Below are 24903 nucleotides of genomic sequence, written 5' to 3' on the forward strand. Positions count from 1 at the left end.
CTCCGCGGGTCGCGATCCCCTCGGGAAGTGATTCGGCCGCCGCAACGAAAGAGGCGTGGATTTCCATCCTTCGCCCTTTCCTTCTTTCCCTCTCTCCTCTTTCGATGGGCCATGAGGCGTGATACTCGATCCTGCGATTCCGGGCGGACCGGATGCCCCGATGGCGGTCACGGCCCTTCTGCACCGGCGATGTCCTTCCTGCGCCCGCAGAATACGGTGACACATATCACATGAAATGACGGAAATCGCCTCCGAGCTGCCGCCGGACATATTCGCCGATTCTCCGGTCGGAGATTACCGCAGGTCATGGCGTACCGGCTTCCCGGACGGCGGGCTTTGCACGGGCGCGGCGCGGTACGTAATTTGTGATCGGCTCCCTCGCGCCGATCATCCGGTCGGAGTCGAGTTCCCCGGTGCCCTCCGGCGGATTCCGCCACGGAGTGCATTCCCACGCCAGAGGAGTTCACATCCCCATGTCCAGGAAAACGACTACGGCCATAGCGGTCTGCGCCGCCTTCGCGGTCCTCGCGGGCTCACCCGCGTACGCCGATCCCACCGACGACCCGGGCCAGGTGGAGCCCGTCGACTACGCCGACGACGGCACTCCCATCTGGCTGTCCGAGGCGGACGCCTACGCGTTCTCACCCGAGCCCGGCGAGATACCGGGCGAAGGCACCGACCCCGGGGAGGAAGAGCCCGGCGACATCCCGGGCGAAGAGGAGCCCGGCGACATCCCCGGCGAGGAGAACGGCCTCGCGGCGGCGCAGGCCAAGAAATGCTCCATCTCCGTCAGGCCGCCCCTGATCAGCAGCAGGATCTTCCGCAAGAAGTTCGCCACGTTCGTGGAGAACAACACCGGGCAGAAGCAGAAGTTCTCCTTCACCGCCACGAAGACGGGGACGGAGACCTATTCGGTCGGCGCCAAGGTCAGCGGCGAGATCTCCGCGGGGGTCTTCGCCAAGATCTCGGCTGAGGTCAACGCCGGAATCGAGAAGAGCATGTCGACGAGTTACGGCGTCAGAACGAGCGGCACGGTGAAGGCGCGCTCCACCATCAACGGTGATCACGGCATCTACGTCCAGCGGCAGGGCTGGCGCTCCTCCAACTGCGGACCGCTCGGCGGCAGCGCATCCGCGACGGCCGGCGCGCCCTACAAGACCGGTTGGAAGATCTACTATTCCTAGGGCGACGGCCGTTCCCAGGGCGACGGCGCCCGCATCCCCGGTCGGGCGCCTGGTCCGCGCACCCGCGGGCGGTTCCGCGCCGTCTCGCGGGCGCACGCGCATTCGAGTGAGGACACGCATGGCGAACACCACCACGGCCGCCGCCCCGGCGATCATCCTCTCCCTCGCCGTCTCCCTGCTCGCCGGATGCTCCGGCCGCGGCGCCCCGCCGCCCGCGGGCGCATCCGCCCCGCCCCCTCCCTCCGGCTCCGCCGCACCCCCCGAACGGCCCCCCGAACCGCCCTCCGCCGAGGAGACCCCCACCCTCGAACTCCCGGCCGACCGGCAGACGATCGTTCCCGTGTCGGAAGGGAGGGGGCCGTCGGAGGTGCCGGCCTTCCAGCCGGTCGGCGACGTGTACACGATCTATTTCGCGTGCACCGGAGGCGGAGCGGCTTCCCTCAGGGCCAGACCCGTCGGCAAGGACAACCCGGCGCGATGCGACGGCACCCAGACCCACGGGATCATCATTCACGACGGCGGACCGCAGCGCGTCGAGATCCGGGCCGGAAGCCACGCCGCGTGGAAGCTCGCCGTCCTCGACGGGACCCCGCCCTGGGCGGAGATCGGCTGACGAGCGCGTCCGGGAGCCTGCCGGCGGGCCGGAGAGCGGATGCCATCCTGGGAGGATGGCGGTCATGATCTCCTTTCCCGACCTGGCGGCGACGGTCCGGGCGCTGCCGCCGTCGTGCGGACCGGTGCGGGTCGTCGCGGTGGACGGGCCCGGCGGCTCGGGCAAGACGACCTTCGCCGGGCGGCTGGCCCGCGCCCTGGGCGCCCAGGTGGTCCACAGCGACGACTTCCCGGTGCCGTGGGACGAGTCGCCGGACGCCTGGTTCGGGCACGTCGAGGAGCAGGTGCTCAGGCCGCTGGCGGCGGGCCGGGCCGGCGGTTACCGGCGCTACGACTGGGCGCGGGGCGTGTTCGCCGAGCGGGTGGACGTGCCGGTCGCTCCGGTCCTGGTGCTGGAGGGGGTGAGCACGGCCCGCCGCGCGGCCCCGGTCGCCTGCGCGGTGTGGGTGGAGGCCCCGCGGGAGCTGCGGCTGGCCCGCGCCCTGGCCCGGGACGGCGCGCATCTGGAGCCGCAGTGGCGGACCTGGATGCGCGCCGAGGACGAGTGGTTCGCCGCCGACGGCACCCGCGAGCGCGCCGACCTGCTGGTCGACGGCGCGGCGGTCCCGGGCGAGTTCGCCCTGGCCGCCTCCCCCGGCTGAGCTCCGCGGTGACCGCGCGGGGGCGTCCCGGAGCGGGCCGCGCTACGGGGCGTGGAGGACCGGCACGTCCAGCGCCCGCACCGTCGGATCGTCCGCGCTCGCGTCGGTGACCACTCCGGCGGTCTCCGCCAGGGGCAGCACGGCGAACCGGGACGCCGCGCCGATCTTCTCCGAGCTCGCCAGCACGTAGGTGTCGGCGGCCCGGCGCGCCAGGGCGCGTTTCATCGCGGCCTCGTCGGCGTCACCGGTGGTCAGCCCCGCCTCGGGGTGGACGCCGGTCACGCCGAGCAGGAAGAGGTCGGCGTTCAGCCCCCGCGCGGCCTCCATCGCGGCGGCGCCGCAGGCGACCATCGAGTGCTTGAACAGCCGCCCGCCGATCAGGTAGACCTCCACGTCCCGGTGGCCGGCCAGCGCGCTCGCCACGGTCGGGCTGTGCGTCACGACGGTGGCCCCGAGGTCGGGGGGGAGCGCGTGCACGACGGCCAGGGCGGTGGTGCCGCCGTCGAGGATCACCGTACTGCCCGGCTCGACCAGCGCGGCCGCGGCGGCCGCCACCCGCTGCTTGCCGGGCACCTGGACGTCCTGGCGTGCGGCGTAGTCGGCCGTCGCGGGCGACGCGGGCAGCGCGCCGCCGTACACCCGCTGGCACAGGCCCGCCGCGGCGAGGTCGCGCAGGTCGCGGCGGATGCTGTCCTCGGACATGCCGAGTTCGGCGGCGAGGTCCTTGGCGACGATGCGGCCGTCCGTGCGCAGGCGGTCGAGCAGCAGGTCACGGCGTTGAGCGGCAAGCATGCACGTTTCTCCTTGTTTTTTCCGATTATTGCACGATATGTTCGGCTCCATGCTCATTCTGATCGCAGGCCCCTACCGCTCGGGCACCGACGACGACCCCGAACTGATGGCACGCAACCTGGCCCGGCTGGAGGAGGCGGCGTGGCCGATCTTCCGCAGCGGTCACGTTCCCATGATCGGCGAGTGGGTCGCCCTCCCCGTGCTGCGCGGCGCCGGCGGCACCGGACCGGCCGACCCGGTGGCCGAGCAGATCATGTACCCCACCGCCGAGCGCCTGCTGCGGCACTGCGACGCGGTGCTGCGGCTGCCCGGGGAGTCCGCCGGAGCCGACCAGGACGTGCGGATCGCCCGCGAGCGCGGCCTGCCCGTCTACCACCGGCTCGAGGACGTCCCCGGCTACCGGCCCGCCCGGGAAGACGCCTGACCGGCCCGCCCGGGAAGACGCCTGACCGCCCCGGCCGGCGGGCGGCGGGACCGCCGCCCGCCGCAGGAGGGCGGGACCGCGGGACCGTCCGGCCGGACACCGTTCGTGCAGGCGGTGATGGTGCCGCGGCCCGCCTCCGGCCTTCGTACCCGTATCAGGTGAGGCGATGGCCGCCGTCCACGTGCAGCACCGTCCCGGTGATGAACCCGTTGCGCATCACCGACACGAACGCCTGCGCGATGTCGTCGGGAGTGCCGATGCGCCGGACGGGGAGCCGCCCGGCCAGCTCGGCGAACGCCGCCTGCTTGTCCATGCCGAGCTGGTCCCAGATGGGGGTGTCCACCCAGCCCGGGGAGACGACGTTCACCCGCACCGGCGCCAGCTCGACCGCCAGCCCGTACGCCAGCGAGGCGAGCGCCCCGTTGACCGCGGCCACGATCGTGTTCGTCCCGTTCGGCCGGTAGGCGTTGATGCCGGAGGTGTACGTGATCGACCCGGTGACCCGCCCGGTCCCGTGCTTGCCGACCAGCCAGGCGCCCAGCAGCTTGGCGTCCACGATGGACCTGGCGGCCGCCGTGGCCACGCCGGCGGTCCGGCCGTACACCCCGGTCGCGTCCGCCGCGGTGACGGCCACGTGCTCCACCTGCTCCACCGTGGCGAACAGCCCGGCCACGTCCTCCTCCCGGCAGATGTCCGCCGGCACCGTGCTCACCCTCCCCCGCCCGGTCCGTTCCAGCTCCGCCCGGGCCGCCGCGAGCCGGTCCGCGGACCGGCCGACGATCGTCACATCCATACCGTCGGCGAGCACGGTCCGGGCCAGGGCCAGGCCCATCCCGGAACCGCCGCCGATGATCATCACGTTGGTCATGGTCCGAGTCTCCGCCGCTCCCCGGCGACCGGGAAGGCCGCGCCGTACCTGGGTGCGGCACGGCCACCCGGGAGCGGACCGCCCGGTGGCACACTCGGAGGCATGAACGCGATGGCGGAGTTCCTCCGGATCAGGCGCGGGCGGATCGGCCCGGCCGACGTCGGGCTGCCCGCGGGGCCGCGCGCCCGCCGCACCCCCGGACTGCGCCGCGAGGAGCTGGCCGCGCTGGCCGGGGTGAGCGTGGACTACTACACCCGGATCGAGCAGGGCCGCGAGACCGCGCCCAGCGACTCGGTGCTGGACGCGCTGGCCAGGGTCCTTCGGCTCACCGACGACGAGCACGCCCACCTGCTCGCCCTCGCCGACCGCGCCGCCGGGCGGACGCCGCGCCGTCGCGCCGCCGACCCGCAGCCGGCCCGGCCCGGCCTGCGGCTGCTGCTGGAGTCGGTCCGGCCCAGCCCGGCGTACGTGCTCAACGAGGTCAACGACGTGCTGGCCGTCAACCCGGAGGGCCTGGCGCTGATGTCCGGGCTCGGCGACTGGCCGCCCGGACGGCGCAACGCGATCCGGTACACCTTCCTGCACCCGGCCGCGAAGACGGTCTTCGCCGACTGGGACCGGGTGGCCCGCAACGGCGTCGCGCATCTGCGCACGGCCGAGCTGACCGCCCCGGAGCCGGCCGCCGCGCTGGCCACCGAGCTCTCCTCGGCCAGCGGCGAGTTCGCCGAGCTGTGGCGCCGGCACGAGGTCGCGGTCAAGCGCGGCGGCGAGACCGCGTTCCGGCACCCGGTGATCGGCTCGCTCACCTTGTCCAACGAGGTGCTGGCCGCCGCCGGCGGCGACCAGCGGGTGCTGGTCTACCAGGCGGCGCCCGGCACCGCCGAGCACGACGCCCTGATCCTGCTGTCCATGGCCGTCGGGGACACGGAGGCGCACGGACGCCGCTGATCCGGTGGGACGCCCGCGGCCCCGTGGGCTCCGGAGCGGCCCTCGGGAGGGCCTCCCTCCGCAGAGCCTCGGCCTCCTCGGGGAACCGCTCCCCGATCAGGACTTGACTTCCCCGGGCGGCCCGATCCACCCTTTCACTAACCAATTAGTGAAAGGGTGGATTGCGGTGATCGAGTTCCACCTCGACCGGGGGCCGGGGCTGGCGACCTACCTCCAGCTCGCCAACCAGGTCAGACAGGCCCTCCGCCTGGGGACGCTGCGGCCGGGCGACCGGCTGCCCACCGCCCGGGAGGTGGTGGAGGCCCTGGCCGTCAATCCGAACACCGTGCTCAAGGCCTACAGGGAGCTGGAGCGCGAGGGTCTCGTGGAGGGCAGGCCCGGACTGGGCACCTTCGTCCGGCGCTCGATCGGCGGCGCCCGCCTGGCCGATCACACCGTCCTGCGCCGGAGCCTGGACGAGTGGGTGCGCCGGGCACGCGCCGCCGGTCTCGACCGGGACGACATGGAGACCCTCCTCGCCGCGGCGGTCGCCGAATCCCTCCGGGAGGACACGGCCCGGGAGGACACGGCGTGATCCCCGCACTCCGGACGACCGGCCTCGGTGTCCGCCTCCGGCGCACCTGGGTGCTGCGCGACTGCTCGCTGGCCGTGCCGCCCGGCCGGGTCGCCGCCCTGGTGGGCCCCAACGGCGCGGGCAAGACCACCCTGATGCACGCGGCCGTCGGACTGCTCTCCCCGACCACCGGAACGGTCGACGTCGCGGGCCGGGCCGCCTTCATGGCCCAGGACAAGCCGCTGTACGACTCCTTCACGGTCGCCGAGACGCTCACCTTCGGGCGGCGGCTGAACCCCGGCTGGGACGACGCCTACGCCGCCGCCCGGCTGGCCGGGCTCCGCATCCCGCAGGACCGCAGGGTCTCCGGGCTCTCCGGCGGCCAGCAGGCCCAGGTCGCGCTCACCGTCGCGCTGGCCAGGCGCCCCGACCTGCTGGTGCTGGACGAGCCGCTCGCCAATCTCGACCCGCTGGCCCGGCACGACGTCATGCGCTCACTCATGGTCGAGGTCGCCGACCGCCCGCTGACGGTGCTGATCTCCTCGCACGTCATCGCCGACCTGCGGGACGGCTGCGACTGGCTGGTCGTGCTCAACGGCGGCCGGGTGCAGGTCAGCGGTGACATCGACGACCTGCTCGCCGAGCACCTGGTGCTGACCGGCCCGACCGATCTCGCCGACGGCTCGACCGGCCGGGCGCGGGTGGTGGAGGCGAGCCGTACCGGCAGGCAGGCCCGGCTGCTGGTACGCGGCGCGCCGGCGCCCGACCCGCGCTGGAGCGCCCGCCCGGCCGGCCTGGAGGAGCTGGTGATGGCCTACCTGCGCAGCCCGGAAACGGCCGCGCTGCCCGCCCCCGCGGCGGTGAGAGCGTGATCTGGCTGACCTGGCGCCAGCACCGGGCGCAGATCCTCGTCACCGCCGCCCTGCTGGCCGCGCTCGGCCTGCTCCTGCTCGGCTCGGCGGTGGAGGCGAAGCTCTACGTCTCCGGTCACGCGCCACCCGGCTGCCCGGGTCCCGCCCCTGCCTGCTGGGACCTGGCGATGGCGCTCGCCGACCGGTACGACGCCGTCTACACCGTCTTCGGCTGGATGCCGATCGTCGCCCCCGCGCTGATCGGCGCGTTCTGGGGCGCGCCGCTGCTGGGCCGCGAGTACGAGCGCGGCACGCACCGGCTGGCCTGGACCCAGTCGGTGCCCGTCCGCCGCTGGCTGGCCGTCAAACTCGCCGTGCTCGGCGCCCTGGCGGCCACCGCGGGGCTGGCGCTGTCGGTGATGGTCAGTCTGTGGCGGCCGGTCTTCCAGCGGAACGACCTGTTCGGCAACATCGGCGTCTTCAACATGGTCGGGGTGGCCCCGGCGGCGTGGTGGCTGTACGCCTTCATGCTGGGCGCCGCGGCCGGAGCGCTGCTGCGCCGCACCCTTCCGGCGATGGCGCTGGTCGTCGCGGGGATCACGGTGACGACGTTCACCCTGTTCGGTCTGAGCGAGCACTACGCCGAACCGGCGCGGACCGTGCTGTCGGACGCCACCTTCCTCGCCGATCCCGACGCCCGGCTGGTGAGCGGGACCTGGATCGACCCCGCGGGAAGGGAGCTCACGGAACCGCCCGCCGGGCTCTGCCCCCGCCGGCCGGACGCGGGGCGGAGCAACCGGAACCAGGAGGCGTACGAGCGGTGCCTGTTCGGCGCGGGCTACCGCTACGCCGTCTCCTTCCACCCGCCCACGCGGTTCTGGCGCTTCCAGTGGACCGAGGCCGCCCTGCTGACCGCCGCCTCCCTGGCGTTCGCCGGCCTGACCGTCCACCGCACGCTCCGGCGCAGGGTGTAGACCTCGCCCGGCTCCGCCGCGCCGATCCCGCGCCCCCGCCGGCCGTACGGGACCGGCGCGACGGGACACTTGCCATCTCTATCGATTATCGATAGATTTCCATCGTTATCCGATCGAAGGAGAGACGATGGGAAAGCTGACCGTGCACGCGCTGCGCGCCGTGCTCGCGGCACTGCTCGCCGGCTCGGTGTTCGTGCAGGCGGTGATGGTGCCGCTGCTCGCCTCCGACCTGGAAGGACTGCGCCCGGAGTTCGCCCACCTGCGCCCCCCGCTCCTCGTGATCGTCTTCCTGGGCGTCGTGGCGGCCCAGGTCGTCCTGGTCTGCGTGTGGCGGCTGGTGGCGATGGTGCGCCGCGGGACGGTGTTCTCGCCCGCCGCCTTCCGGTACGTGGACATCGTGATCGGCGCCTTCGTGGCCGCCGCCCTGCTGGTGTTCGCGCTCGGGGTCGTCCTGGCGCCGGGCGACCCCGTCCCCCCGGGCGTCGTCCTGCTGATCGGCGGGGTCGGCCTGGCGGTCCTGGGGGTCGCGCTCGTCGTGCTCGTGCTGCGGATGCTGCTCGCCCAGGCCGTCGCGCGCGACGTCGAGGCGGCCCGGATGCAGGCCGAGCTCGAAGAGGTGATCTGATGCCGATCACCGTCGACATCGACGTGATGCTGGCCAGGCGGAAGATGTCCGTGGGCGAGCTGGCGGACCGCGTCGGGATCACGCCCGCCAACCTGGCGGTGCTCAAGAACGGCCGCGCCAAGGCGGTGCGCTTCACGACGCTCGCCGCGCTCTGCGAGGCGCTCGACTGCCAGCCGGGAGACCTGCTGCGCTGGGAGGCCGGGGACGCCGCGCCCCAGGAGGACTCCGCACCCGAGGCGGAGGCGGCCGTCGGCGACCGCTCCTGAGGAGCGCGGCCGCCGGCCGGAGCCCCTCGCCCGGCGGCCGCCTCGCGTTTCACGCGATCACCCGACTCACCCCTTTACATTGTAGATCATTATTCTGCCCCGGGCCGCCCGCCGGACAGGGGTCACAGGAGGTCCACCTCCGCGTACGGCAGGCCGCCCGACAGCGCGGGGAAGCCCGGCCCGCGGTCGAAGAACGGGGCCCGCCCGGGGAGCAGGGCGCGCAGCCCGGCGCGGCGGAGCGCGGTGGCCTCGGCGTCCACGCGCGGGTCGCCGGGCGGGCCGCACAGCACCACGCCGTAGTCGTCGCGGGCGCCCTGCACCGAGACCTTGCCGTCGCGGACGTCGGCCGCCACCGCCTCGGCCGGACGGTCCAGCGGGCAGCCCCAGCCCCCTCCCCCGGTGGTGCGGATCCGGATCACCTCGCCCGCGCGGACCGGCGCGTCGTCGACCAGCCCCTCCATCGGCCGCCCCTCGATCTCCACGGTGAACGGCCGCCCGGCCCGGCCGCCGTTCACGCCCCAGCAGGACAGGATCGAGCGGTCGGCGATGGACATGAACGACGCGTCACGGAGCATCCGGATGTGCTTGTCGTAGCCGAGGCCGCCCCGGTGCAGCCCCGGGCCGCCGGAGTCGACGGCCAGGCCCAGGCGCTCGACCCGCAGCGGCCAGCGCGACTCGGCGAACTCCACCGGGATGGTGCGCGAGTCGGGCACGACGTGGATCACGTCCTCCCCGTCGGCGTACCAGCGCCCGCCGGAGCCGCCGCCCAGGACCTCCCGCATCAGGTACGGCGCGCCGTCGGCGCCGGTGCCGTGCACGCCGGTGTAGCGGATGGTCTCCTGGTCGGCGGGCATGCGCCCGCCGGTGGCCTTGGCCAGCGCCCCGGCCAGCACGCCCAGCAGCCGCAGGATCACGAACGTGCGGGCGTTGGTCGGCGCGGGGAAGACCGGGGTGAGCAGCGTGCCCTTGGCCGGGAAGCGCATCTCGATCAGCGGGACGACGCCCTCGTTGACGTCGAGCTCGGCCATCCGCTCGGGGGTGTCGGCGAGGTTGCGCAGGATCGGGGCGAGCCACTTCTTCAGGAACACCCCGTCGGCGTAGTCGCCCGCGTGGTTGATCGGCCCCTTGGCCTGCGGGGAGGTCCCGGTGAAGTCGATGACGAGGGGGCGCTCGGCGGCGTGGTCGACGGTGAGGGTGATGCGCTGGGCGTGCAGCCGGGGCGCGTCCACGCCGTCGTGCTCGGCGTAGTCCTCCCACACGTGGACGCCCTCGGGGATCTTCGCCAGCAGCTCCCGGCGGAACGTCTCGGTGGTCGTGGTCAGGATCGCCTCGAAGCACGCCTCGACCGCCGCGCGCCCGTAGCGGTCGAACAGCTCCGCCAGCCGCCGCGCGCCCATCAGGCAGGCCGAGCACTCGGCGTCCAGGTCGCCGGCGAGCGCGTCGGGCGTCCGGGAGTTGCGCGTCATGATGGTCAGGGCGGCCCGGTTGGGCACGCCCCGGTCCCAGAGTTTGATCGGCGGGACCATCAGCCCCTCCTCGAACACGCTGCGCGCCCCCGACGGCATCGACCCCGGGCAGGAGCCCCCGATGTCGTCGTGGTGCCCGAACGCCTGCACGAACGCGACGACCTCGCCGCCGTGGAAGACCGGGACGGTCACGCACAGGTCCGGCAGGTGGCCGATGCCGCCCTCCGACAGGTAGACGTCATTGTGGAAGAACACGTCTCCCGGGTTCATCTCCGCCACCGGGAAGTCGCGGACGACCGGCTGGACCAGCGCCGAGTAGGACCGGCCGGTCAGCTTGCGCAGCCGCACGTCGTGGATGCCCGCGCGGAAGTCGTGCGCGTCGCGGATCATCGGCGAGCGGGCGGTGCGCGCGATGGCGGTCTCGACCTCCCGCTCCACCGAGGCGAGCGTGCCCTCGACGATCTCCGTCAGCACCGGGTCGGCGGCCGTCACCGGTGTCCTCCCCGCCCGGCCTCGCGGCGGACCACGAGGTTGCCGCGGCGGTCGGCCTCGGCGGTGAAGCCCGGGTGCACCGGGAGCGTGGAACCGTACTCCTCGACCACCGCGGGGCCGCGGACCACGTCGCCGGGGCGCAGGTCGCCGCGGCGGAAGACCGGGGTGTCCCTGCGGCCGTCCTCCCCGGGGGCCCGGTCCTCGTCGAAGTGCACGGGGCGGCTGCCGGCCGGGGCCGGGGGCGGGTCGTGCGGGCCGCGCGGCGGGTGTTCGGCGATCACCGGGCGGGCGATGGGGCCGATCCCGCAGACGCGGAGGTTGACCCACTCGACGCCGTGCCGGGGGTCGTCGCGGTAGCCGTACCCGTAGAGCGCGCGGTGCGCCTCGTGGAAGCGGTCCACCGCCTCGGCGCGCCAGGCCGCGTCCGGCGGCCCGGCCGGAACCGGCACCCGGACCTCGTAGGCCTGGCCGTCGTAGCGCAGGTCGGCGCTGCGCGCGAGGACGGGGTCGGTGAAGCCCTCGCGCGCCAGCGCCCCGGCCGCCCGATCCTCCAGCTCGCCGAGGATCCGCGCGGCGGCCTCCTCGGTCAGGTCGCGGGTGACGAAGGTGCGCACGTAGTCGTTCTTGACGTCCACGGTGAGCAGGCCGAAGGCCGAGACGTTGCCGGGGTCGGGCGGGATGATCACCGACGGCAGGCCGAGGACGTCGATCAGGCGGCAGACCAGCAGCGGCCCGGAGCCGCCGAAGGCCACCATCGGGAAGTCGCGCACGTCCAGACCGCGTCCGACGGTGATCCGGCGGACGGCGTTCGCCTGGTTGAAGGCGCTGATCTCCAGGATGCCGGTCGCCGTGCGCTCGCAGGTCAGCCCGAGTCTCGCCGCCAGCGCCGCCACGGCCCGCCGCGCCGCCGCGGCGTCGAGCGGGACCTCCCCGCCGAGCAGGTGCGCGGGGATCCGGCCGAGGACGACGTGCGCGTCGGTGACGGTGGCCTCGGCGCCGCCCCGGCCGTAGCAGACGGGCCCCGGGTCGGCTCCGGCGGAGGCCGGGCCGACCTTGAGCGTGCCCTCGGGCGAGATCCGGGCGACCGACCCGCCGCCCGCGCCCACGGTCACGATGTCGATCATCGGGATCGTGCAGGGGTAGCGGCCGACGCCGCCCTCGGTGGTGAGCGACGGCTCCCCGTCGAGCACGACGGCGACGTCGGTGGAGGTGCCGCCGCCGTCCAGCGTGATCACCGACCGGTGCCCGGCGGCGGAGGCGACCAGCGCGGCGCCGAGCGCGCCCGCGGCCGGCCCGGACAGCACGGTGGTGATCGGCTGGTGCACGACCTCGGCCGCCGAGAGCACGCCGCCGTTGCTCTTCATCACCGAGAACGGCATGCCGAGGCGCTCCGACAGGCGGGCCAGGTAGCGGCGCATGGTCGGTTTGACGGCGGCGTCCACGAGCGTGGTGACCGACCGCTCGTACTCGCGGTACTCGCGCAGCACGTCGCTGGAGATCGAGACGACCGCCTCGGGGTGCTCGCGCTCCAGCACCTCGCGCATGCGCAGCTCGTGCGCCGGGTCGGCGTAGGAGTGCAGGAGGCACACGCCGATCGCGGTGATCCCCCGCTCCCGGAACCAGCGGGCGGCGGCGACGGCCCCCTCGGCGTCGAACGGCCGGACCTCGGCGCCGGTGGGGTCCAGCCGCCCGCCGACGGTCCTGACCCGGTGCGCCGGGACGATCCGGGGCGGCTTCACCCAGAAGTAGGAGTTGCCGTAGCCGTCCGGGACGCTCTGCCGGGCGATCTCCAGGACGGACTCGAAGCCCTCGGTGGTGACGAAGCCGAGGTCGGCGACGCGGTCCTCCAGGAGCTGGTTGGTGGCGACCGTGGTGCCGTGCACCACCGCCGAGACGGTCACCCCGTCTCCGGCCGGGCCGAGCACCTTGCGGATGCCCGCCATGAAGCCCTCCGCCGGGTCGGCCGGGGTGGAGGGGGTCTTGGTGGCGGTGATCTGGCCGGTCTGCTCGTCCACCATGACCACGTCGGTGAACGTGCCCCCGGTGTCGACGCCGATACGGACGCTGCGCATGCCCCCGTGTCTACCCAGTCGCGCCGAGCCCGCGAACCGGCGCACCCTGCCGAAACCCGCCGCGGTCCTTGGGCAACTCGCCCCCGCTCCCCGCACGGTCCCCGGGCCGGTGCCGTACGGCGGCGCACGGCGGCGTACGGTGGGGCCCGTACCGGGGAACTCCCCGGCCGCCCCGACCGCTGAACAGATGACCGTCCCGTACGACCGCAAAAAGAGGCTCCCCCGTGCGCAGTTCGTTCTTCGGCAACCTGGACCAGGGCCAGGTCCCCGGCCACTTCACCCTGCAGAACCCCAAGATGCTGCGCGTGCAGCTGAACGGGGAGGTGCTGGCGCGGCAGGGCTCGATGGTCGCGTTCCAGGGGCAGATGGACTTCGACTACGAGGGCGGCGGGGTCGGCAAGTTCCTGAAGAAGATGGTCACCGGCGAGGGCGCGCCACTGATGCGGGTCCGCGGGCAGGGCGCGCTCCTCCTCGCCGACAACGCCCAGGACGTGCACCTGTTCTATCTGGAGAACGAGGCGATCACCGTCAACGGGACGAACCTGCTGGCCTTCGATCCGCAGCTGGCCTGGGACATCAACCGGGTGCAGGGCGCGGGCATGGCCAGCGGGGGCCTGTTCAACACCACGGTCTCCGGCACCGGCTGGGTGGCGGTCACCGCGCACGGCTCACCGGCGCTGCTCGACACCTCCTGGGGCCCGACCTTCGCCGACGGCCAGTCGGCGGTCTGCTGGAGCGCCGGGCTGAAGGTGGGCATCAACCGCACGTTCAAGGCCGGGGCGCTCATCGGGCGCGGCAGCGGCGAGGCCGTGCAGCTCGCCTTCCAGGGGCAGGGCTTCGTCCTGGTCCAGGCCAGCGAGGGCCCGGTCGTCGCGCAGGCGCGGGGCTGACCGGTCGCCCAGGCGCGGGGCCGGGCCGGTCCCGCAGACGCGGGGCCGGGCCGGCGCGCCGCCGGACCGGTCCGCGGACGCGGATCCGGCCGGCGGCCCGACACGGCGCGGCGGATCAGCGGCGGCGGCCCATGATGGAGCCGATCACCGCGTCGGCGTCGTGCGCGTGCACCTTGGCGGCCAGCCGGATCGCCATCTCGTTCGTGCGGCGCAGCTCGGCCTCGACCCGGTCCTTGCCGGACTGCCCGACCTGGACGCCGAAGTAGGCTCCGATGATCGCCCCGGACACCCCGACGAGGCCGGCGAACGGCGCACCGCCGCCGCCGTCGCGCATGGCGACGACGACGAACCCGACCAGGATGACGATCAGGCCCGTCAGGACCACGTAGAACCCGTACCGCCAGCGGGCCGCCTCGGCCTTGGCCGCGACGGCCTCGTCCTCGGTCATCATCGCCGCGAGCGCGGGCGGCATCTCACCGTGGTCCGGCGCCGTGGGGATCTTGGTCACCGGCGCCGTGGGCGCCGCCGCCGGCGGCGGCAGGGGCGGGGTCTTGGCGGTCGTCACAGGTTTGCTCCCATGTTGCTGTCGGCCGGAGGAATCTCCCACGCTTTGTCGAAAGGCAAGCCGAATCGGGCTCGACCTACGCGGGACCTGGCATTCCTACCAGTTGTATCCCTGCTCAAACACTAGGGGCAAACCCGCTAAGCTGGCCCGTCGTGACCGAATCGTCTGCGCTCTCCCCCGTCCCCATCGCGAACCGGGACGGGGTCCTGCGCTTCTACTTCGGCCCCATGGACTGCGGAAAGTCCACACTGGCCCTGCAGATGAACTACAACCACGGCCGCCAGGGCAGGCGCGGGATGGTCCTGACCAAGCACGACCGCTCCGGCGGGCCGCGGATCACCAGCCGGATCGGCCTGGGCAGCGACGCGGTCGAGGTCGACGACGAACTGGACCTGGTCGCCCTGGTCACCGACCGCACGCCGATCGACTACGTGATCTGCGACGAGGCCTGCTTCTACACCGTCGCCCAGATCGAGCAGCTCGCCGACCTGACCGACGACTTCGGCATCGACGTCTACGCCTTCGGCCTGGCCTCCGACTTCCGGTCGCGGATGTTCCCCGCCGCCCAGCGCCTGTTCGAGCTCGCCGACGAGATCAGCCGGCTGCAGGTCGAGGTGCTGTGCTGGTGCGGCCGTCCCGGCCTGCTGAACGCCCGCGTGGTGGACGGCGCGCTGGTCCGCACCGGCGAGCAGGTCGTCATCGGCGACACCGGCGCCGACCCGGTCCGCTACCAGGTGCTCTGCCGCCGCCACTACCGCTCCGGCGACCTCGGCGTGAGCTGAGCGACCGGGTCGGCGCCGGTGTCGCCGGAGCCTCGGCTCCTCCGGGTTCCGCCCGGCGGCCGTCCGCCCCGGCGGCGCACATGTTCAGTACGTCGTACCGTACGTAGTACGAAAAGGCTACGATGGAGCCGACGACGAGGATGGGGAGTTCGTTCCGTGAGCGGAAAGAGGGCCTCCGAGGCGGATCCGGCCCGCAGCCTGGCCCTGCTGTGGGGTTCGCACAGCAGACCGGGGCGGTCGGGGCTGACCGTGCGCGCGATCGTCGAGGCCGCCATCGGGATCGCCGACGCCGACGGGCTCGACGCCGTCTCCATGCGCCGGGTCGCCGAGCGGCTGGGGGTCGGGACCATGTCGCTCTACACGCACGTCCCCGGCAAGGCGGAGCTGACCGACCTGATGGTCGACACCGCCTACGGGCGGCTCTACGACGACGTGGACGCGCCGTCGGCGCAGCCCGGCGGCTGGCGCGGCGGGATGGAGTTCGTCGCCGCGCGCAACCGGGACCTCTACCGGCGCCACCCCTGGATGCTGCAGGTCCCCGGCGGCCGGCCCGCCCTGGGCCCGAACGCCTCGCTGAAGTACGAGGCCGAGCTGCGTCCCCTGGACGGCGTCGGCCTGTCCGACGTCGAGATGGACTCCGTCCTGGCCCTGGTCCTGACCCACGTCGAGGGCACCGCCCGGCTCGGGGCCGGCATGGCGCGGGCCCAGCGGGACAGCGGGATGAGCGAGACCGAGTGGTGGACGGTCAACGCCCCGCTGCTCGACAAGGTGATGGACGCCTCCCGGTTCCCCGTGGCCTCCCGGGTCGGCGAGGCGGCGGGCCGGGAGCACCAGGGGGCGGCCGACCCGGCGCACGCCCTGGCCTTCGGCCTGGCGCGCATCCTCGACGGGGTGGCGGCGCTGATCGCGGGCAGGTGACGGACCGGACCCCGCCGCCCCCCGCCGTCACCGCCGACGGCCGGACCCCGCCACGGCCCGCCTGCGGGAACCGGGGACGGGCCGGATCAGGAGCCCGCGGCGATCTCCGCCAGGCGGGCGTCCAGCTGCACGGGGTCGCCGTCGACGAGCGCGGAGACCGCCCGCCACCAGGCGAACCACTCTCCGCTGCGCCACATCCAGTCCACCCGCTCGATCGCGGCGACGACGTCGCCCCTGACCCGCCACTCCGGACCGGCCTGCGCCGCCGTGGCGCCGTGGCGCAGCGCCCAGGCGCGCAGCGTCCCGGCGGCCCCGGCGTCCACGGGCGTGCCGTACGGGCTCGGGTCCTCCTCCGGCAGGGGGTGCGGGCCGAGACCGGCCGCCACACCCCAGCTCCACTGGGCCTCGGCCGGACGGGAGTAGCGCAGCGAGTCGAAGTCGAGGGTGGAGCCGAGGCCGCCGTCCGGGCGGCGGACCACCAGGGCGTCCAGGCGCCCGCCCGCGTCGAAGGAGAGCACCACCCTGCCGCCGGGGGCGGCCCCGCCGGACAGCACGACGCGGTCCTCCGCCTGCCAGGAGTTCAGGTCCACGGCCGCGGCGGGCGCTCCCCACCTGCGGTCGGCGGCGTCGTCGGCGATCCAGGCGGTGAGCATCTCCAGCACGGTCAGGTCGGTCCAGGGCTCCACGGCGGTCGCGGAACCGAGCACCTCGTCGGGGGTGAGCGGCTTTCCGCCCCGGGCCCGCTCCCACCACCGCGCTCCCAGCTCGCGCGTCCCGACCAGCAGCCCGGCCAGCGAGGCCAGCTCGGCGGACCGGCGGGTCAACGGCGCCCCGCGGGCGAGTTCCACGCAGCGGGCGACGCGCTCGGCGCCCAGCGCGGTCTCCGCCTCGCGCACCAGGGCGGCGGCGGAGAGCCGCTCCTCTCCCAGGAGATCGCGGATCAGTCGTCTGGCCTCGGTCCGGGCGTCCTCCGCACGTGCCTCGCGCATACCGCCACGTTACGCCGGAAGATCTCCCGCCGCGAGGGGCCGGTCAGCCCCTGCGGCCGGCGCGGCCGAGCAGCCAGCCGATCACGGCGCTGCCGAGCGCCACGCCGGCGCCCATGCCGAACGCGGTGACGACCGTCCACACGGGAACGCCCTGTCCCTGCGGCGGTCCCTGCGGCGGTCCCTGCGGCGCGGCGGTCCGCTGGAAGACCCGGACCGGCCGCGCGCCCTCCGGTACGGCGGGCCCGGAGTCCCCCGCGCCGGGGACGGCCGCCGCATCCGGGGCTCGGACCACGGCGGGGGCCGCTGCAGGGGACACGGCAGGGGACACGGCGGAGGGCGGGGCCGCTCCGCCGGAGGCCAGGTGGCGCTCCACCGCGGCGAAGAACTCGGCCGCGGTCCGCCTGGCCACCGTGCCGAGCACGCGCTGGCCGACCCCGCCGATCATGCCCCCGACCACGGCCTCGGCGTCGTAGTCGACCCGGGTGCCGCCGTCGGTCTCGCTGAGCCGTACCTCCACGGTGGCCTCCACCGTGCCGGGCGCGCCCTGGCCCCGGGCGCGCAGCACGAAGCGCCCGGGGGCGTCGGGGTCGCGCAGGGCGACCTCGCCCTGGTAGAGGCCCCTGATCGAGGCCACTCCGGCCGTGACCGTCATCCGGTAGGTGTCCGGCCCCGTCTCCTCCAGGCGCTCGCACCCCGGGATCGTGCGCACCAGCACGGCCGGGTCCTGGAGCGCGGTCCACACGCGATCTCTGTCGGCGCCGAGCACGGCGCTGCCTGCGACCTTCACGTTCAGCACCCTAGGCAGCGCCCGGCCGCGAGGGTAACAGCAACATCTGCCCGGCGGCGCGCCCGCGCGTTGTCAGTCCGCCGGCGCACCCGGGCGTCGTCGGTCGGAGCGCCCGGGCGCCGTCAGTCCGCCGGGGTGCCCGCCCCCGCCCCCGCCATCGCCTCCGGCGGGGTGACGCGGCGCCCCGCGCGCAGCGGCGCGCCCACCGCGTGCATGTGCCGCAGCGCCTGCGCGTACGAGCGCAGCAGGCCCGTCTCGAGGTACGCCACGCCCAGTTCCTCGCAGTAGGCCCGGACGATCGGCTGGGCCCGGCGCAGGTTGGGGGTCGGCATGCTGGGGAACAGGTGGTGCTCGATCTGGTAGTTGAGGCCGCCCAGGGCGTTGTCGACCAGCCATCCGCCGCGCACGTTCCGGGAGGTCAGGACCTGGCGGCGGAGGAAGTCGAGCTCGTCCTCGCCGGTCAGCATCGGCATGCCCTTGTGGTTGGGCGCGAACGTGCAGCCGAGGTAGACGCCGAAGACCGCCTGGTGCAGCGCGAGGAAGACCAGGGCCTTGCCCACCGGGAGCACCGCGAACACCGCACCGAGGTAGGCCGCGACGTGCACCACCAGCAGCAGTCCCTCGACCGCGCGGTTCCGCAGCGACGGGCGGCGCAGCGCCCGGAAGCTCGACACGTGCAGGTTGAGCCCCTCCAGGGTCAGCAGCGGGAAGAACAGGAACGCCTCCCAGCGGCCGATGAACCGGGCGATCCCCCGGCTGGCCCGCGCCTGCCGCTCCGACCAGATCAGGATCTCGGGGGAGACGTCGGGGTCGTGGTCCTCGTGGTTGGGGTTGGCGTGGTGGCGGGTGTGCTTGTCCATCCACCAGCCGTAGCTCATGCCGATCACGAGGTTGCCCACCACCAGTCCGGCGATCTCGCTGGAGCGCCGGGAGCGGAAGACCTGCCGGTGGGCCAGGTCGTGGGCGAGGAGGGCGACCTGGGCGAAGACCACGGCGAGGAGGAGCGCGACCGGGATCTGGTACCAGGAGTCGCCGATCAGGAAGAAGGCGGTCCAGCCCCCGGCGAAGAGGGCGGCGACCAGGCCGAGCCGTACGGCGTAGTGACCGGGGCGCCGCTCCAGCAGGCCCTCCTGGGCGATCCTGCGCGACAGTGCGGCGTAGTCGCTTCCCCTGGTCCGGTCTCCGGCATCGGCGGTCGTGACATCGGTCATGGCTCTCCTTCGGCTCTGCGCATGCTGGACGGGTCCACTCCCCAGGATTTCCGGGCAGCCCGGATCATGAACCCCTGCCCGCACCCCGAATGATGGTCGGGCTGGCCCCACCTCCCCTACGGCCCCGTCCTCCCGGCTCCGCTGTGGGCGCGACGGTGGATCACCACAGCGATGATCCACCATGGGAAGGCCCTAGCCAAGATCCACGCACCCGCCCCGGATGCCGGCCGGCGCCGCCGGGGAGGGGGAGGCGCCGGCGGCGGGCACCGGGGACGGGCGGGAACCGGCGGCGGGAACCGGCGGGCGGCCCGCCGGGCACGGGGGAGCCGCGGACGCGGAACGGCCCGCCCCCAGCGGGAACGGGCCGTCCTTGTCCGGGAACCGCGATCAGTTGGCGGGCCGCTCGACGGCGTTCAGGCCGGGCGTGTAGCCCTGGGCCTGGCCGGGCACCCGGTCGAGGGCGTGCTCCGGCGCGTAGCCGTGGTCGCGGTCCGAGGACCGGTCGAGGTTCTGCTCGGCGTCGTCCTCCAGCTCGATGCTGTTCGGCTGGCTGAGGCTGCTCGGCAGGTAACCCGGCGTCTGCCCGGAGACGCCGGGCAGGTAGCCGGAGGAGGCGGGCCTGTCATCGGACCGGTCGTAGCCGGGCTGGTCGCCGGAACGGTCGTAGCCGCCGTAACCGCCGTAGTCCGAGTCACGGAAGTAGCGCCACGCGCCGCAGTAGGTCGGCCGGCCGCCGTACTGGCGGACCTGGCAGATCCGGATCCGGGCCTGGGTGGCGTACTCACTGGAGTAGTCCATCGTGCGGTAGTTGTTCGTGCCGCAGTGCCGGTAGGTCCGGCCGCGCTCCCAGCCGGTGGAGCCGCCGTAGCCGTAGCCGCTGGAGCGGTATCCCTGGATCTGCGCGTAGGCGCACATGCCGCCCTGGCCGCCGGTGCGGTAGTCGCGGTCGTACAGATAGCCCCTCACCCGGATGCCGCCGCCCGACACGAGGTAGGCGCCGCCGCCCTCGTAGTCGACCGTGCCCCGGGCGTACGCCCTGCGGTTGCTGGAGTAGTACGGACCCCACGAGTCGGCGCGGTCCGCCGCGGACGCGGCGGGTGCCGCGGCCGGCGCGGACGCCTGGACGGCGGTCGGCACGGTGAACGCGAGCGTTCCGGCGGTGGCGGCCACGGCCAGTAGACCGGTGGTCAGTCGCTTCATCATCATCTCCCCTTCGGCCCCCGTCCCTGGCGCCGGATGACGTCTCCGGCTCCCCGAGGACGGAGGTCGCTGGTAACGGAATGTAGTTGCAGCCCTCCCGTGTCCCTACTTATAGCCATCCGGGTTGATATTTACACCGAACCGGCTGAACAGGAAAAACGCCCGCCTCCACACGGAGGGCGGGCGCTTTCCCGGCAGATACGATCACTCGGACTCGGCGGTGTACAGATACTCCCAGTCACCGCAGCGGGTCGCGTAGGAGCTGCGCGGGCCGACCTGGCAGACCTGCACGCGGACGGCGTCGACGTCGTCGGCGGCGAAGTGGAACCTCTTGTAGCCGCCCGCACCGCAGTGCCGGTAGGTCTCCTTCTCGGCCCAGTGGCCGTGGTGGTCGTCGAACCGGTGCGCCTGGACCCTGATGAGGGCGCACTTGCCGCCCTGGCGGTAGGTGCGGTGGTCGAGGTCGTAGACCTTGCCGCGCAGGTGCACCTCGTTGGAGGTCTGGTGGTGGTTCCAGTCGACGCCGATCCACCCGTTGGCCTTGGCCTTGTGGTTGCCGGAGTAGTAGGAGCCCCAGAAGTCCTCGTAGTCGTAGCCCGACGCGGCGACGGGCGCGGCGGCGGGGGTGGCGGCCTGCGCGGCGGCCGGGACGGCGAGCGCGAAGGCGGCGGTGGCGGCGGCGGTGGCCAGCAGGCCGGTGGTCAGTCGCTTCATCATGATCTCTCCCTGTCACCCTCTCGGCCCGGCTCCGTACCGGTCCCCCCTGGGCTCTCGGGTCATTGGTACGGCCGGGCGCTTGCAGACCCCCGTACCGCCGCTTACACCCCTCTTACGGGCGCTTGCGGCGGGCACGACCGCGGCCCCCCGCGCCCCGGGAACGACCATCCGGCCCGGCGGGGAAGGGCGGCCCCGCCGGGCCGTGTGACGAGGATCGCAGCGGCTCGCGGCGCCTCCCCCTCCCGTTGCTCTACAGGCTGTAGTACTACTAAATGTAGAACTACAGCCTGTAGAGCTGAAGTCCCGCAGGGGGAGAGGCATGGAAGCACTGGACCTGGCGCGGTGGCAGTTCGGGATCACCACCGTCTACCACTTTCTGTTCGTACCGCTGACGATCGGGCTGGGCGTCTTCGTCGCCGGCCTGCAGACCGCCTGGCACCGCACCGGCCAGGAGCACTACCTGCGGCTGACGAAGTTCTTCGGGAAGCTCTTCCTGATCAACTTCGCGATGGGCGTGGTCACCGGCATCGTGCAGGAGTTCCAGTTCGGGATGAACTGGAGCGCGTACTCGGTCTTCGTCGGCGACGTCTTCGGTGCCCCGCTCGCGCTGGAGGCGCTGCTCGCCTTCTTCCTGGAGTCGACCTTCCTCGGGCTGTGGATCTTCGGCTGGGACCGGCTGCCCAAGCGGGTGCACCTGGCCGCGATCTGGGCCGCGGTCATCGGCTCCAACCTGTCGGCCTACTTCATCCTGGCCGCCAACGCCTGGATGAAGCACCCGGTGGGGTACGAGGTGGCAGGCGGCAGGGCGCGGATGACGGATCTGTGGGCCGTGCTCACCAACTCCACCGCGCTGGCGCAGGTCCCGCACGTGGTGGCCGGGGCGTTCGTGGTGGCGGGCGGGTTCGTGCTGGCGGTCTGCGGCCACCGGATCCTCGCCGAGCGCAGGGCCGACCCGGACCGCACCGTCCCGATGCGGCGCGGCGCCGGGGGCGCGACCGCGATGTGGCGGACCCCGGTGCGGGCCGCGCTGGTCATGACGGCGCTCGCGGGCGCGGTCGTCGCCGGGACCGGTGACGCCTCCGGCAAGCTCCTGCACGAGCAGCAGCCCATGAAGCTGGCCGCCGCCGAAGGGCTGGAGCGCGACACCGCCGGGGCGGCCTTCTCCCCCGTGCCCGGCCTGGAGGTGCCGGCGCTGCTCAGCCTGCTGGCCGCGAACGACCCGCAGGCCGTCGTCCGGGGCACCGAGGACCTGCAGGAGGAGTTCGCCCGGCGGTTCGGCCCCGGCGACTACCGGCCGAACGTCCCCGTGGTCTACCTGTCCTTCCGCGTGATGATCGTCTTCGGGCTGACCGTGGTCGCCCTGTCCGTCCTGGGCCTCTGGCTCACCCGCCGGCGCCGCCGCGTCCCGGGGCCGGAGCGCGAGCTGCCGTCCTGGCTCGCCCGGGCCTTCGTGCTGGCGCTCCCGCTGCCGTTCCTGGCGATGACCGCCGGCTGGCTGCTGAGCGAGATCGGCCGCCAGCCCTGGACCGTCCAGGGCGAGCTGCTCACCGCGGCGAGCGTCTCCCCCGGTGTCGGCCTGACCGAGGTGGCCGTCTCCCTGGCGGTCTTCACCCTCCTGTACGGCCTGCTCGCCGCGGCCGAGGCCGTCCTGCTCGTCCGCCACGTCACGGCGGGCCCCGAGCCCGCGCCGCCCGCCGTGCCTCCCCCCGGCGGCGCGGACGGCCGGGACGCGGCCGGGGCCCTCCAGCCGACCCTGATGTACTGAGGAGTCCCCGTGGAACTCACGACCCTCTGGTTCGCGGTCATCGCCTTCCTCTGGACGGGCTTCTTCGTCCTGGAGGGCTTCGACTTCGGCGTCGGCATGCTGGCCCCCCTGGTCTCCCGGGGCGAGGGCGAGCGCAGGCAGGCCCTCGCCACGATCGGCCCGGTCTGGGACGGCAACGAGGTCTGGCTGATCAGCGCGGTGGGCGCCATGTTCGCCGCGTTCCCCGCCTGGTACGCGGGGCTGCTCAGCGCGTTCTACCTGCCGATCGTGCTGGTCCTGGCCGGTCTGATCGTGCGCGGGGTCGGGCTGGAGTGGCGGGGCAAGGTCGCCCGCGCCTCCGAGCGCGCCTGGTGCGACCTGGGCGTCGGGATCGGCAGCGCGCTGCCCGCCTTCCTGTGGGGCGCGCTCTTCGCCGACCTGCTGCACGACGACGCGCTCGCCGCGCTGGTCGGCGGGGTGTTCTCGCTCGCGCTCTGCCTGCTGCACGGCGCGGTCTTCCTCGCCCTGAAGACCTCCGGCCCGGTGCGCGCCCGCGCCCGCCGCGCCGCCCTGGCCGCCTCCGCGCTGGTGCTGCCCGTCGGGATCGCGGCGCTGTCCGGCATCCCCTCCACGACCGCCGCCGAGTGGAGCGCCGACCCGTGGCCGTGGGCGTGCGCGCTGGCCGCGATGGCGGCCCTGGCCGCCGGGGCCGCGCTGACCTGGCGCGGCCGGGACGGCTGGGCGTTCACCGCCACCGCCTCGTCGGTCGCGCTGACCGGCGCCGCCCTGTTCACCGCCCTGTGGCCCGCCCCGCTGCCCGGCCTCACCGTCGCCGAGGCCGCCTCGGGACCGTACACGCTCGGCGTGCTCACCTGGATCGGCCTGATCGCGCTCCCGTTCGTGCTGGGCTACCAGGGCTGGACCTACTGGGTCTTCCGCCGCCGCCTGACCGCCGAGACGTCCTGAAGACCCGGTCCGGCCCGGCCCGGCAGCCAACCGCGACCAGGGGTTGACTCCTCACCACGCGGGGGCCACCATGCCCCGGTGAGCTCCCCCAGCCTGTTCCGGCACCGCAACTTCATGCTCCTGTTCGGCGCCGACGTGATCAGCCAGGTCGGCACCCAGATCAGCCTGCTCGCGCTCCCGCTCGTCGCGGTGATCGCGCTGAAGGCGGGCCCGTTCGAGACCGGCCTGCTGGTGGCGGCGGAGACGGCGGCGTTCCTGCTGGTCGGCCTGCCCGCCGGAGTCTGGGTGGACCGGATGCCGCGCCGCCGCATCCTGGTCGCCGCCGACGCGGCGCGGGCCGTCCTGCTCGGGTCGGTCCCGCTCGCCTGGTGGCTGGACGCGCTGACCCTCCCCCAGCTGTACGGCGTGGCGCTCGGCACCGGCCTGGCCACCGTCTTCTTCGACATCGCCTACCAGAGCTACCTGCCGAGTCTGATCGAGCGCGACCGGCTGGTGGACGGCAACGCCAAGCTGGAGATCGTCCGCTCGGCGGCGGGCGTGGCCGGTCCGGGCGCGGGCGGCTGGCTGATCCAGGTGCTCACCGCGCCGGTCGCGGTGCTGGCCGACGCGGTCAGTTTCCTCGGCTCGGCGCTGCTGCTGGGCCGGATCGACGCCGCCGAGCGGGTCCCGGAGCGCTCCGAACGGCGGGGGCTGACCAAGGAGATCGGCGAGGGCCTCCGGTACGTGGCCGGGCACCCGATCCTGCGGATGATCACCGCGGCCACCGCCACCGCGAACTTCGCCAACGGCATCCTCAACGCCGTTTCGATGATCTTCCTGGTCCGGGTGATCGGCCTCTCCGAGGCCGGCATCGGCCTGCTGTTCTCGGTGACGGCCGTCGGCGGCCTGGTGGGCGTGGCGCTCGTGGGGCCGCTGAGCCGCCGGGTCGGCTCGGCCCGGGTCATCTGGCTCTCGGCCGTGGTGTTCTACCCGTTCATGCTGCTGGTGCCGTTCGCCGAACTCGACTGGAGGCTCGCGCTCTACGCGGTCGGCATGTTCATGAACTCGATCGGCGTCATCGTCTACAACGTGGGCCAGGTCAGCTTCCGTCAGGCCGTCACCCCCGAGCACCTGCTCGGCAGGATGAACGCGACCATCCGGTTCGTCGTGTGGGGCGTGCTCCCGCTGGGCGGCCTCGTCGGAGGCGTGCTGGGCGAGGTCTTCGACGTCCGGGCCACGCTCTGGATCAGCGTGCTGCTCGGGCTGCTGTCCGCGGTGCCGCTGCTGCTCTCCCCGCTGCGCCGGATGCGCGACCTGCCGGCCGCCGAACCGGCCGGCGATCCGGCGGACCGGGCGGCGTAGCCGTACCCGTCCCGCAGGTCCCGCA

General features: G+C 73.8%; 26 protein-coding genes. 16 read left to right on the forward strand and 10 right to left on the reverse strand.

The annotated features are described in order from the left end of the window. Positions 1-473: 473 nt before the first annotated feature. The 3 genes from HS045_RS28095 (at position 474) to HS045_RS28105 (ending at position 2437) form a co-directional block, all read left to right on the forward strand. On the forward strand, positions 474-1184 hold the full coding sequence (locus tag HS045_RS28095; RefSeq protein WP_196454536.1) for a hypothetical protein: 711 nt from the start codon (positions 474-476) through the stop codon (positions 1182-1184). A gap of 118 nt (positions 1185-1302) precedes the next feature. Then, positions 1303-1797 (forward strand): hypothetical protein, encoded by a 495-nt coding sequence (locus HS045_RS28100; protein ID WP_196454537.1) that lies wholly within the window; start codon positions 1303-1305, stop codon positions 1795-1797. 64 nt (positions 1798-1861) lie between these two features. Continuing rightward, positions 1862-2437, forward strand: a complete 576-nt coding sequence (locus HS045_RS28105) for a uridine kinase (RefSeq protein ID WP_230885011.1) — start codon at positions 1862-1864, stop codon at positions 2435-2437. A 42-nt stretch (positions 2438-2479) separates the two neighbouring features. On the opposite strand, the gene HS045_RS28110 is transcribed toward HS045_RS28105, so the two are convergent. Further along, on the reverse strand, positions 2480-3229 hold the full coding sequence (locus HS045_RS28110) for a DeoR/GlpR family DNA-binding transcription regulator (protein ID WP_196454539.1): 750 nt from the start codon (positions 3227-3229) through the stop codon (positions 2480-2482). 49 nt (positions 3230-3278) lie between these two features. Here HS045_RS28110 and HS045_RS28115 point away from each other — a divergent pair, with 49 nt between their 5' ends. Next, on the forward strand, positions 3279-3653 hold the full coding sequence (locus HS045_RS28115; RefSeq protein WP_230885012.1) for a hypothetical protein: 375 nt from the start codon (positions 3279-3281) through the stop codon (positions 3651-3653). Between the two features lie 154 nt (positions 3654-3807). On the opposite strand, the gene HS045_RS28120 is transcribed toward HS045_RS28115, so the two are convergent. Continuing rightward, positions 3808-4521, reverse strand: a complete 714-nt coding sequence (locus HS045_RS28120) for an SDR family oxidoreductase (protein ID WP_196454541.1) — start codon at positions 4519-4521, stop codon at positions 3808-3810. Positions 4522-4623: 102 nt separating this feature from the next. Between HS045_RS28120 and HS045_RS28125 the strand changes: the two genes are divergently transcribed. From HS045_RS28125 to HS045_RS28150, 6 genes are all read left to right on the forward strand, one after another. Continuing rightward, complete coding sequence (locus tag HS045_RS28125) at positions 4624-5469, forward strand: helix-turn-helix domain-containing protein (RefSeq protein WP_196454542.1); 846 nt, start codon at positions 4624-4626, stop codon at positions 5467-5469. Positions 5470-5635: 166 nt separating this feature from the next. Further along, complete coding sequence (locus HS045_RS28130) at positions 5636-6043, forward strand: GntR family transcriptional regulator (protein WP_196454543.1); 408 nt, start codon at positions 5636-5638, stop codon at positions 6041-6043. Further along, positions 6040-6894, forward strand: coding sequence for an ABC transporter ATP-binding protein (locus tag HS045_RS28135; protein WP_196454544.1), 855 nt, complete (start codon positions 6040-6042; stop codon positions 6892-6894). The genes HS045_RS28130 and HS045_RS28135 overlap by 4 nt, the downstream gene beginning before the upstream one ends. Next, positions 6891-7847, forward strand: a complete 957-nt coding sequence (locus tag HS045_RS28140; RefSeq protein ID WP_196454545.1) for a hypothetical protein — start codon at positions 6891-6893, stop codon at positions 7845-7847. Before HS045_RS28135 ends, HS045_RS28140 begins: the two co-directional genes overlap by 4 nt. Positions 7848-7974: 127 nt before the next feature. Continuing rightward, the gene (locus tag HS045_RS28145) at positions 7975-8472 is read left to right on the forward strand and encodes a DUF2975 domain-containing protein (protein ID WP_196454546.1); all 498 of its coding nucleotides are present in this window, start codon (positions 7975-7977) and stop codon (positions 8470-8472) included. After that, positions 8472-8738 (forward strand): helix-turn-helix transcriptional regulator, encoded by a 267-nt coding sequence (locus HS045_RS28150; protein ID WP_196454547.1) that lies wholly within the window; start codon positions 8472-8474, stop codon positions 8736-8738. Before HS045_RS28145 ends, HS045_RS28150 begins: the two co-directional genes overlap by 1 nt. Positions 8739-8860: 122 nt before the next feature. Here HS045_RS28150 and HS045_RS28155 read toward each other — a convergent pair whose 3' ends face one another. Together HS045_RS28155 and HS045_RS28160 are read right to left on the reverse strand one after the other, a co-directional pair. Then, positions 8861-10696, reverse strand: coding sequence for a hydantoinase B/oxoprolinase family protein (locus tag HS045_RS28155; RefSeq protein WP_196454548.1), 1836 nt, complete (start codon positions 10694-10696; stop codon positions 8861-8863). After that, positions 10693-12768, reverse strand: coding sequence for a hydantoinase/oxoprolinase family protein (locus HS045_RS28160; RefSeq protein WP_196454549.1), 2076 nt, complete (start codon positions 12766-12768; stop codon positions 10693-10695). The genes HS045_RS28155 and HS045_RS28160 overlap by 4 nt, the downstream gene beginning before the upstream one ends. A 224-nt stretch (positions 12769-12992) precedes the next feature. Here HS045_RS28160 and HS045_RS28165 point away from each other — a divergent pair, with 224 nt between their 5' ends. Then, the gene (locus tag HS045_RS28165; RefSeq protein ID WP_196454550.1) at positions 12993-13658 is read left to right on the forward strand and encodes an AIM24 family protein; all 666 of its coding nucleotides are present in this window, start codon (positions 12993-12995) and stop codon (positions 13656-13658) included. 115 nt (positions 13659-13773) lie between these two features. On the opposite strand, the gene HS045_RS28170 is transcribed toward HS045_RS28165, so the two are convergent. Next, complete coding sequence (locus tag HS045_RS28170; RefSeq protein ID WP_196454551.1) at positions 13774-14223, reverse strand: hypothetical protein; 450 nt, start codon at positions 14221-14223, stop codon at positions 13774-13776. 152 nt (positions 14224-14375) lie between these two features. On the opposite strand from HS045_RS28170, the gene HS045_RS28175 reads away from it, so the two are divergent. Both HS045_RS28175 and HS045_RS28180 read left to right on the forward strand, forming a co-directional pair. Further along, a complete protein-coding gene (locus HS045_RS28175; protein ID WP_196454552.1) occupies positions 14376-15005 on the forward strand; it encodes a thymidine kinase in 630 nt (209 codons plus the stop codon). Between the two features lie 156 nt (positions 15006-15161). Further along, positions 15162-15923: a TetR/AcrR family transcriptional regulator gene (locus tag HS045_RS28180; RefSeq protein ID WP_196454553.1), complete on the forward strand. Its 762-nt coding sequence runs from the start codon at positions 15162-15164 to the stop codon at positions 15921-15923. Between the two features lie 86 nt (positions 15924-16009). On the opposite strand, the gene HS045_RS28185 is transcribed toward HS045_RS28180, so the two are convergent. The 5 genes from HS045_RS28185 to HS045_RS28205 all read right to left on the reverse strand — a co-directional run bounded on the left by HS045_RS28185 (position 16010) and on the right by HS045_RS28205 (position 20827). Continuing rightward, positions 16010-16912, reverse strand: coding sequence for a hypothetical protein (locus HS045_RS28185; RefSeq protein ID WP_196454554.1), 903 nt, complete (start codon positions 16910-16912; stop codon positions 16010-16012). A 43-nt stretch (positions 16913-16955) separates the two neighbouring features. Then, a complete protein-coding gene (locus tag HS045_RS28190) occupies positions 16956-17699 on the reverse strand; it encodes a carbon monoxide dehydrogenase subunit G (protein WP_196454555.1) in 744 nt (247 codons plus the stop codon). A gap of 122 nt (positions 17700-17821) precedes the next feature. Continuing rightward, positions 17822-18910: an acyl-CoA desaturase gene (locus HS045_RS28195; protein WP_196454556.1), complete on the reverse strand. Its 1089-nt coding sequence runs from the start codon at positions 18908-18910 to the stop codon at positions 17822-17824. Between the two features lie 387 nt (positions 18911-19297). Continuing rightward, entirely contained in the window at positions 19298-20110 is an 813-nt protein-coding gene (locus tag HS045_RS28200; protein ID WP_196454557.1) for a hypothetical protein, read from the reverse strand. Between the two features lie 204 nt (positions 20111-20314). Beyond that, positions 20315-20827 (reverse strand): hypothetical protein, encoded by a 513-nt coding sequence (locus tag HS045_RS28205; protein ID WP_196454558.1) that lies wholly within the window; start codon positions 20825-20827, stop codon positions 20315-20317. A gap of 319 nt (positions 20828-21146) precedes the next feature. Here HS045_RS28205 and HS045_RS28210 point away from each other — a divergent pair, with 319 nt between their 5' ends. From HS045_RS28210 to HS045_RS28220, 3 genes are all read left to right on the forward strand, one after another. Beyond that, complete coding sequence (locus tag HS045_RS28210) at positions 21147-22592, forward strand: cytochrome ubiquinol oxidase subunit I (protein ID WP_196454559.1); 1446 nt, start codon at positions 21147-21149, stop codon at positions 22590-22592. A 9-nt stretch (positions 22593-22601) separates the two neighbouring features. After that, positions 22602-23537, forward strand: a complete 936-nt coding sequence (cydB, locus tag HS045_RS28215; protein ID WP_196454560.1) for a cytochrome d ubiquinol oxidase subunit II — start codon at positions 22602-22604, stop codon at positions 23535-23537. 78 nt (positions 23538-23615) lie between these two features. Continuing rightward, a complete protein-coding gene (locus HS045_RS28220) occupies positions 23616-24878 on the forward strand; it encodes an MFS transporter (protein WP_196454561.1) in 1263 nt (420 codons plus the stop codon). Positions 24879-24903: the final 25 nt, after the last annotated feature.

Source organism: Planomonospora sp. ID82291 (genome assembly GCF_015711645.1).
Lineage (GTDB): Bacteria > Actinomycetota > Actinomycetes > Streptosporangiales > Streptosporangiaceae > Planomonospora.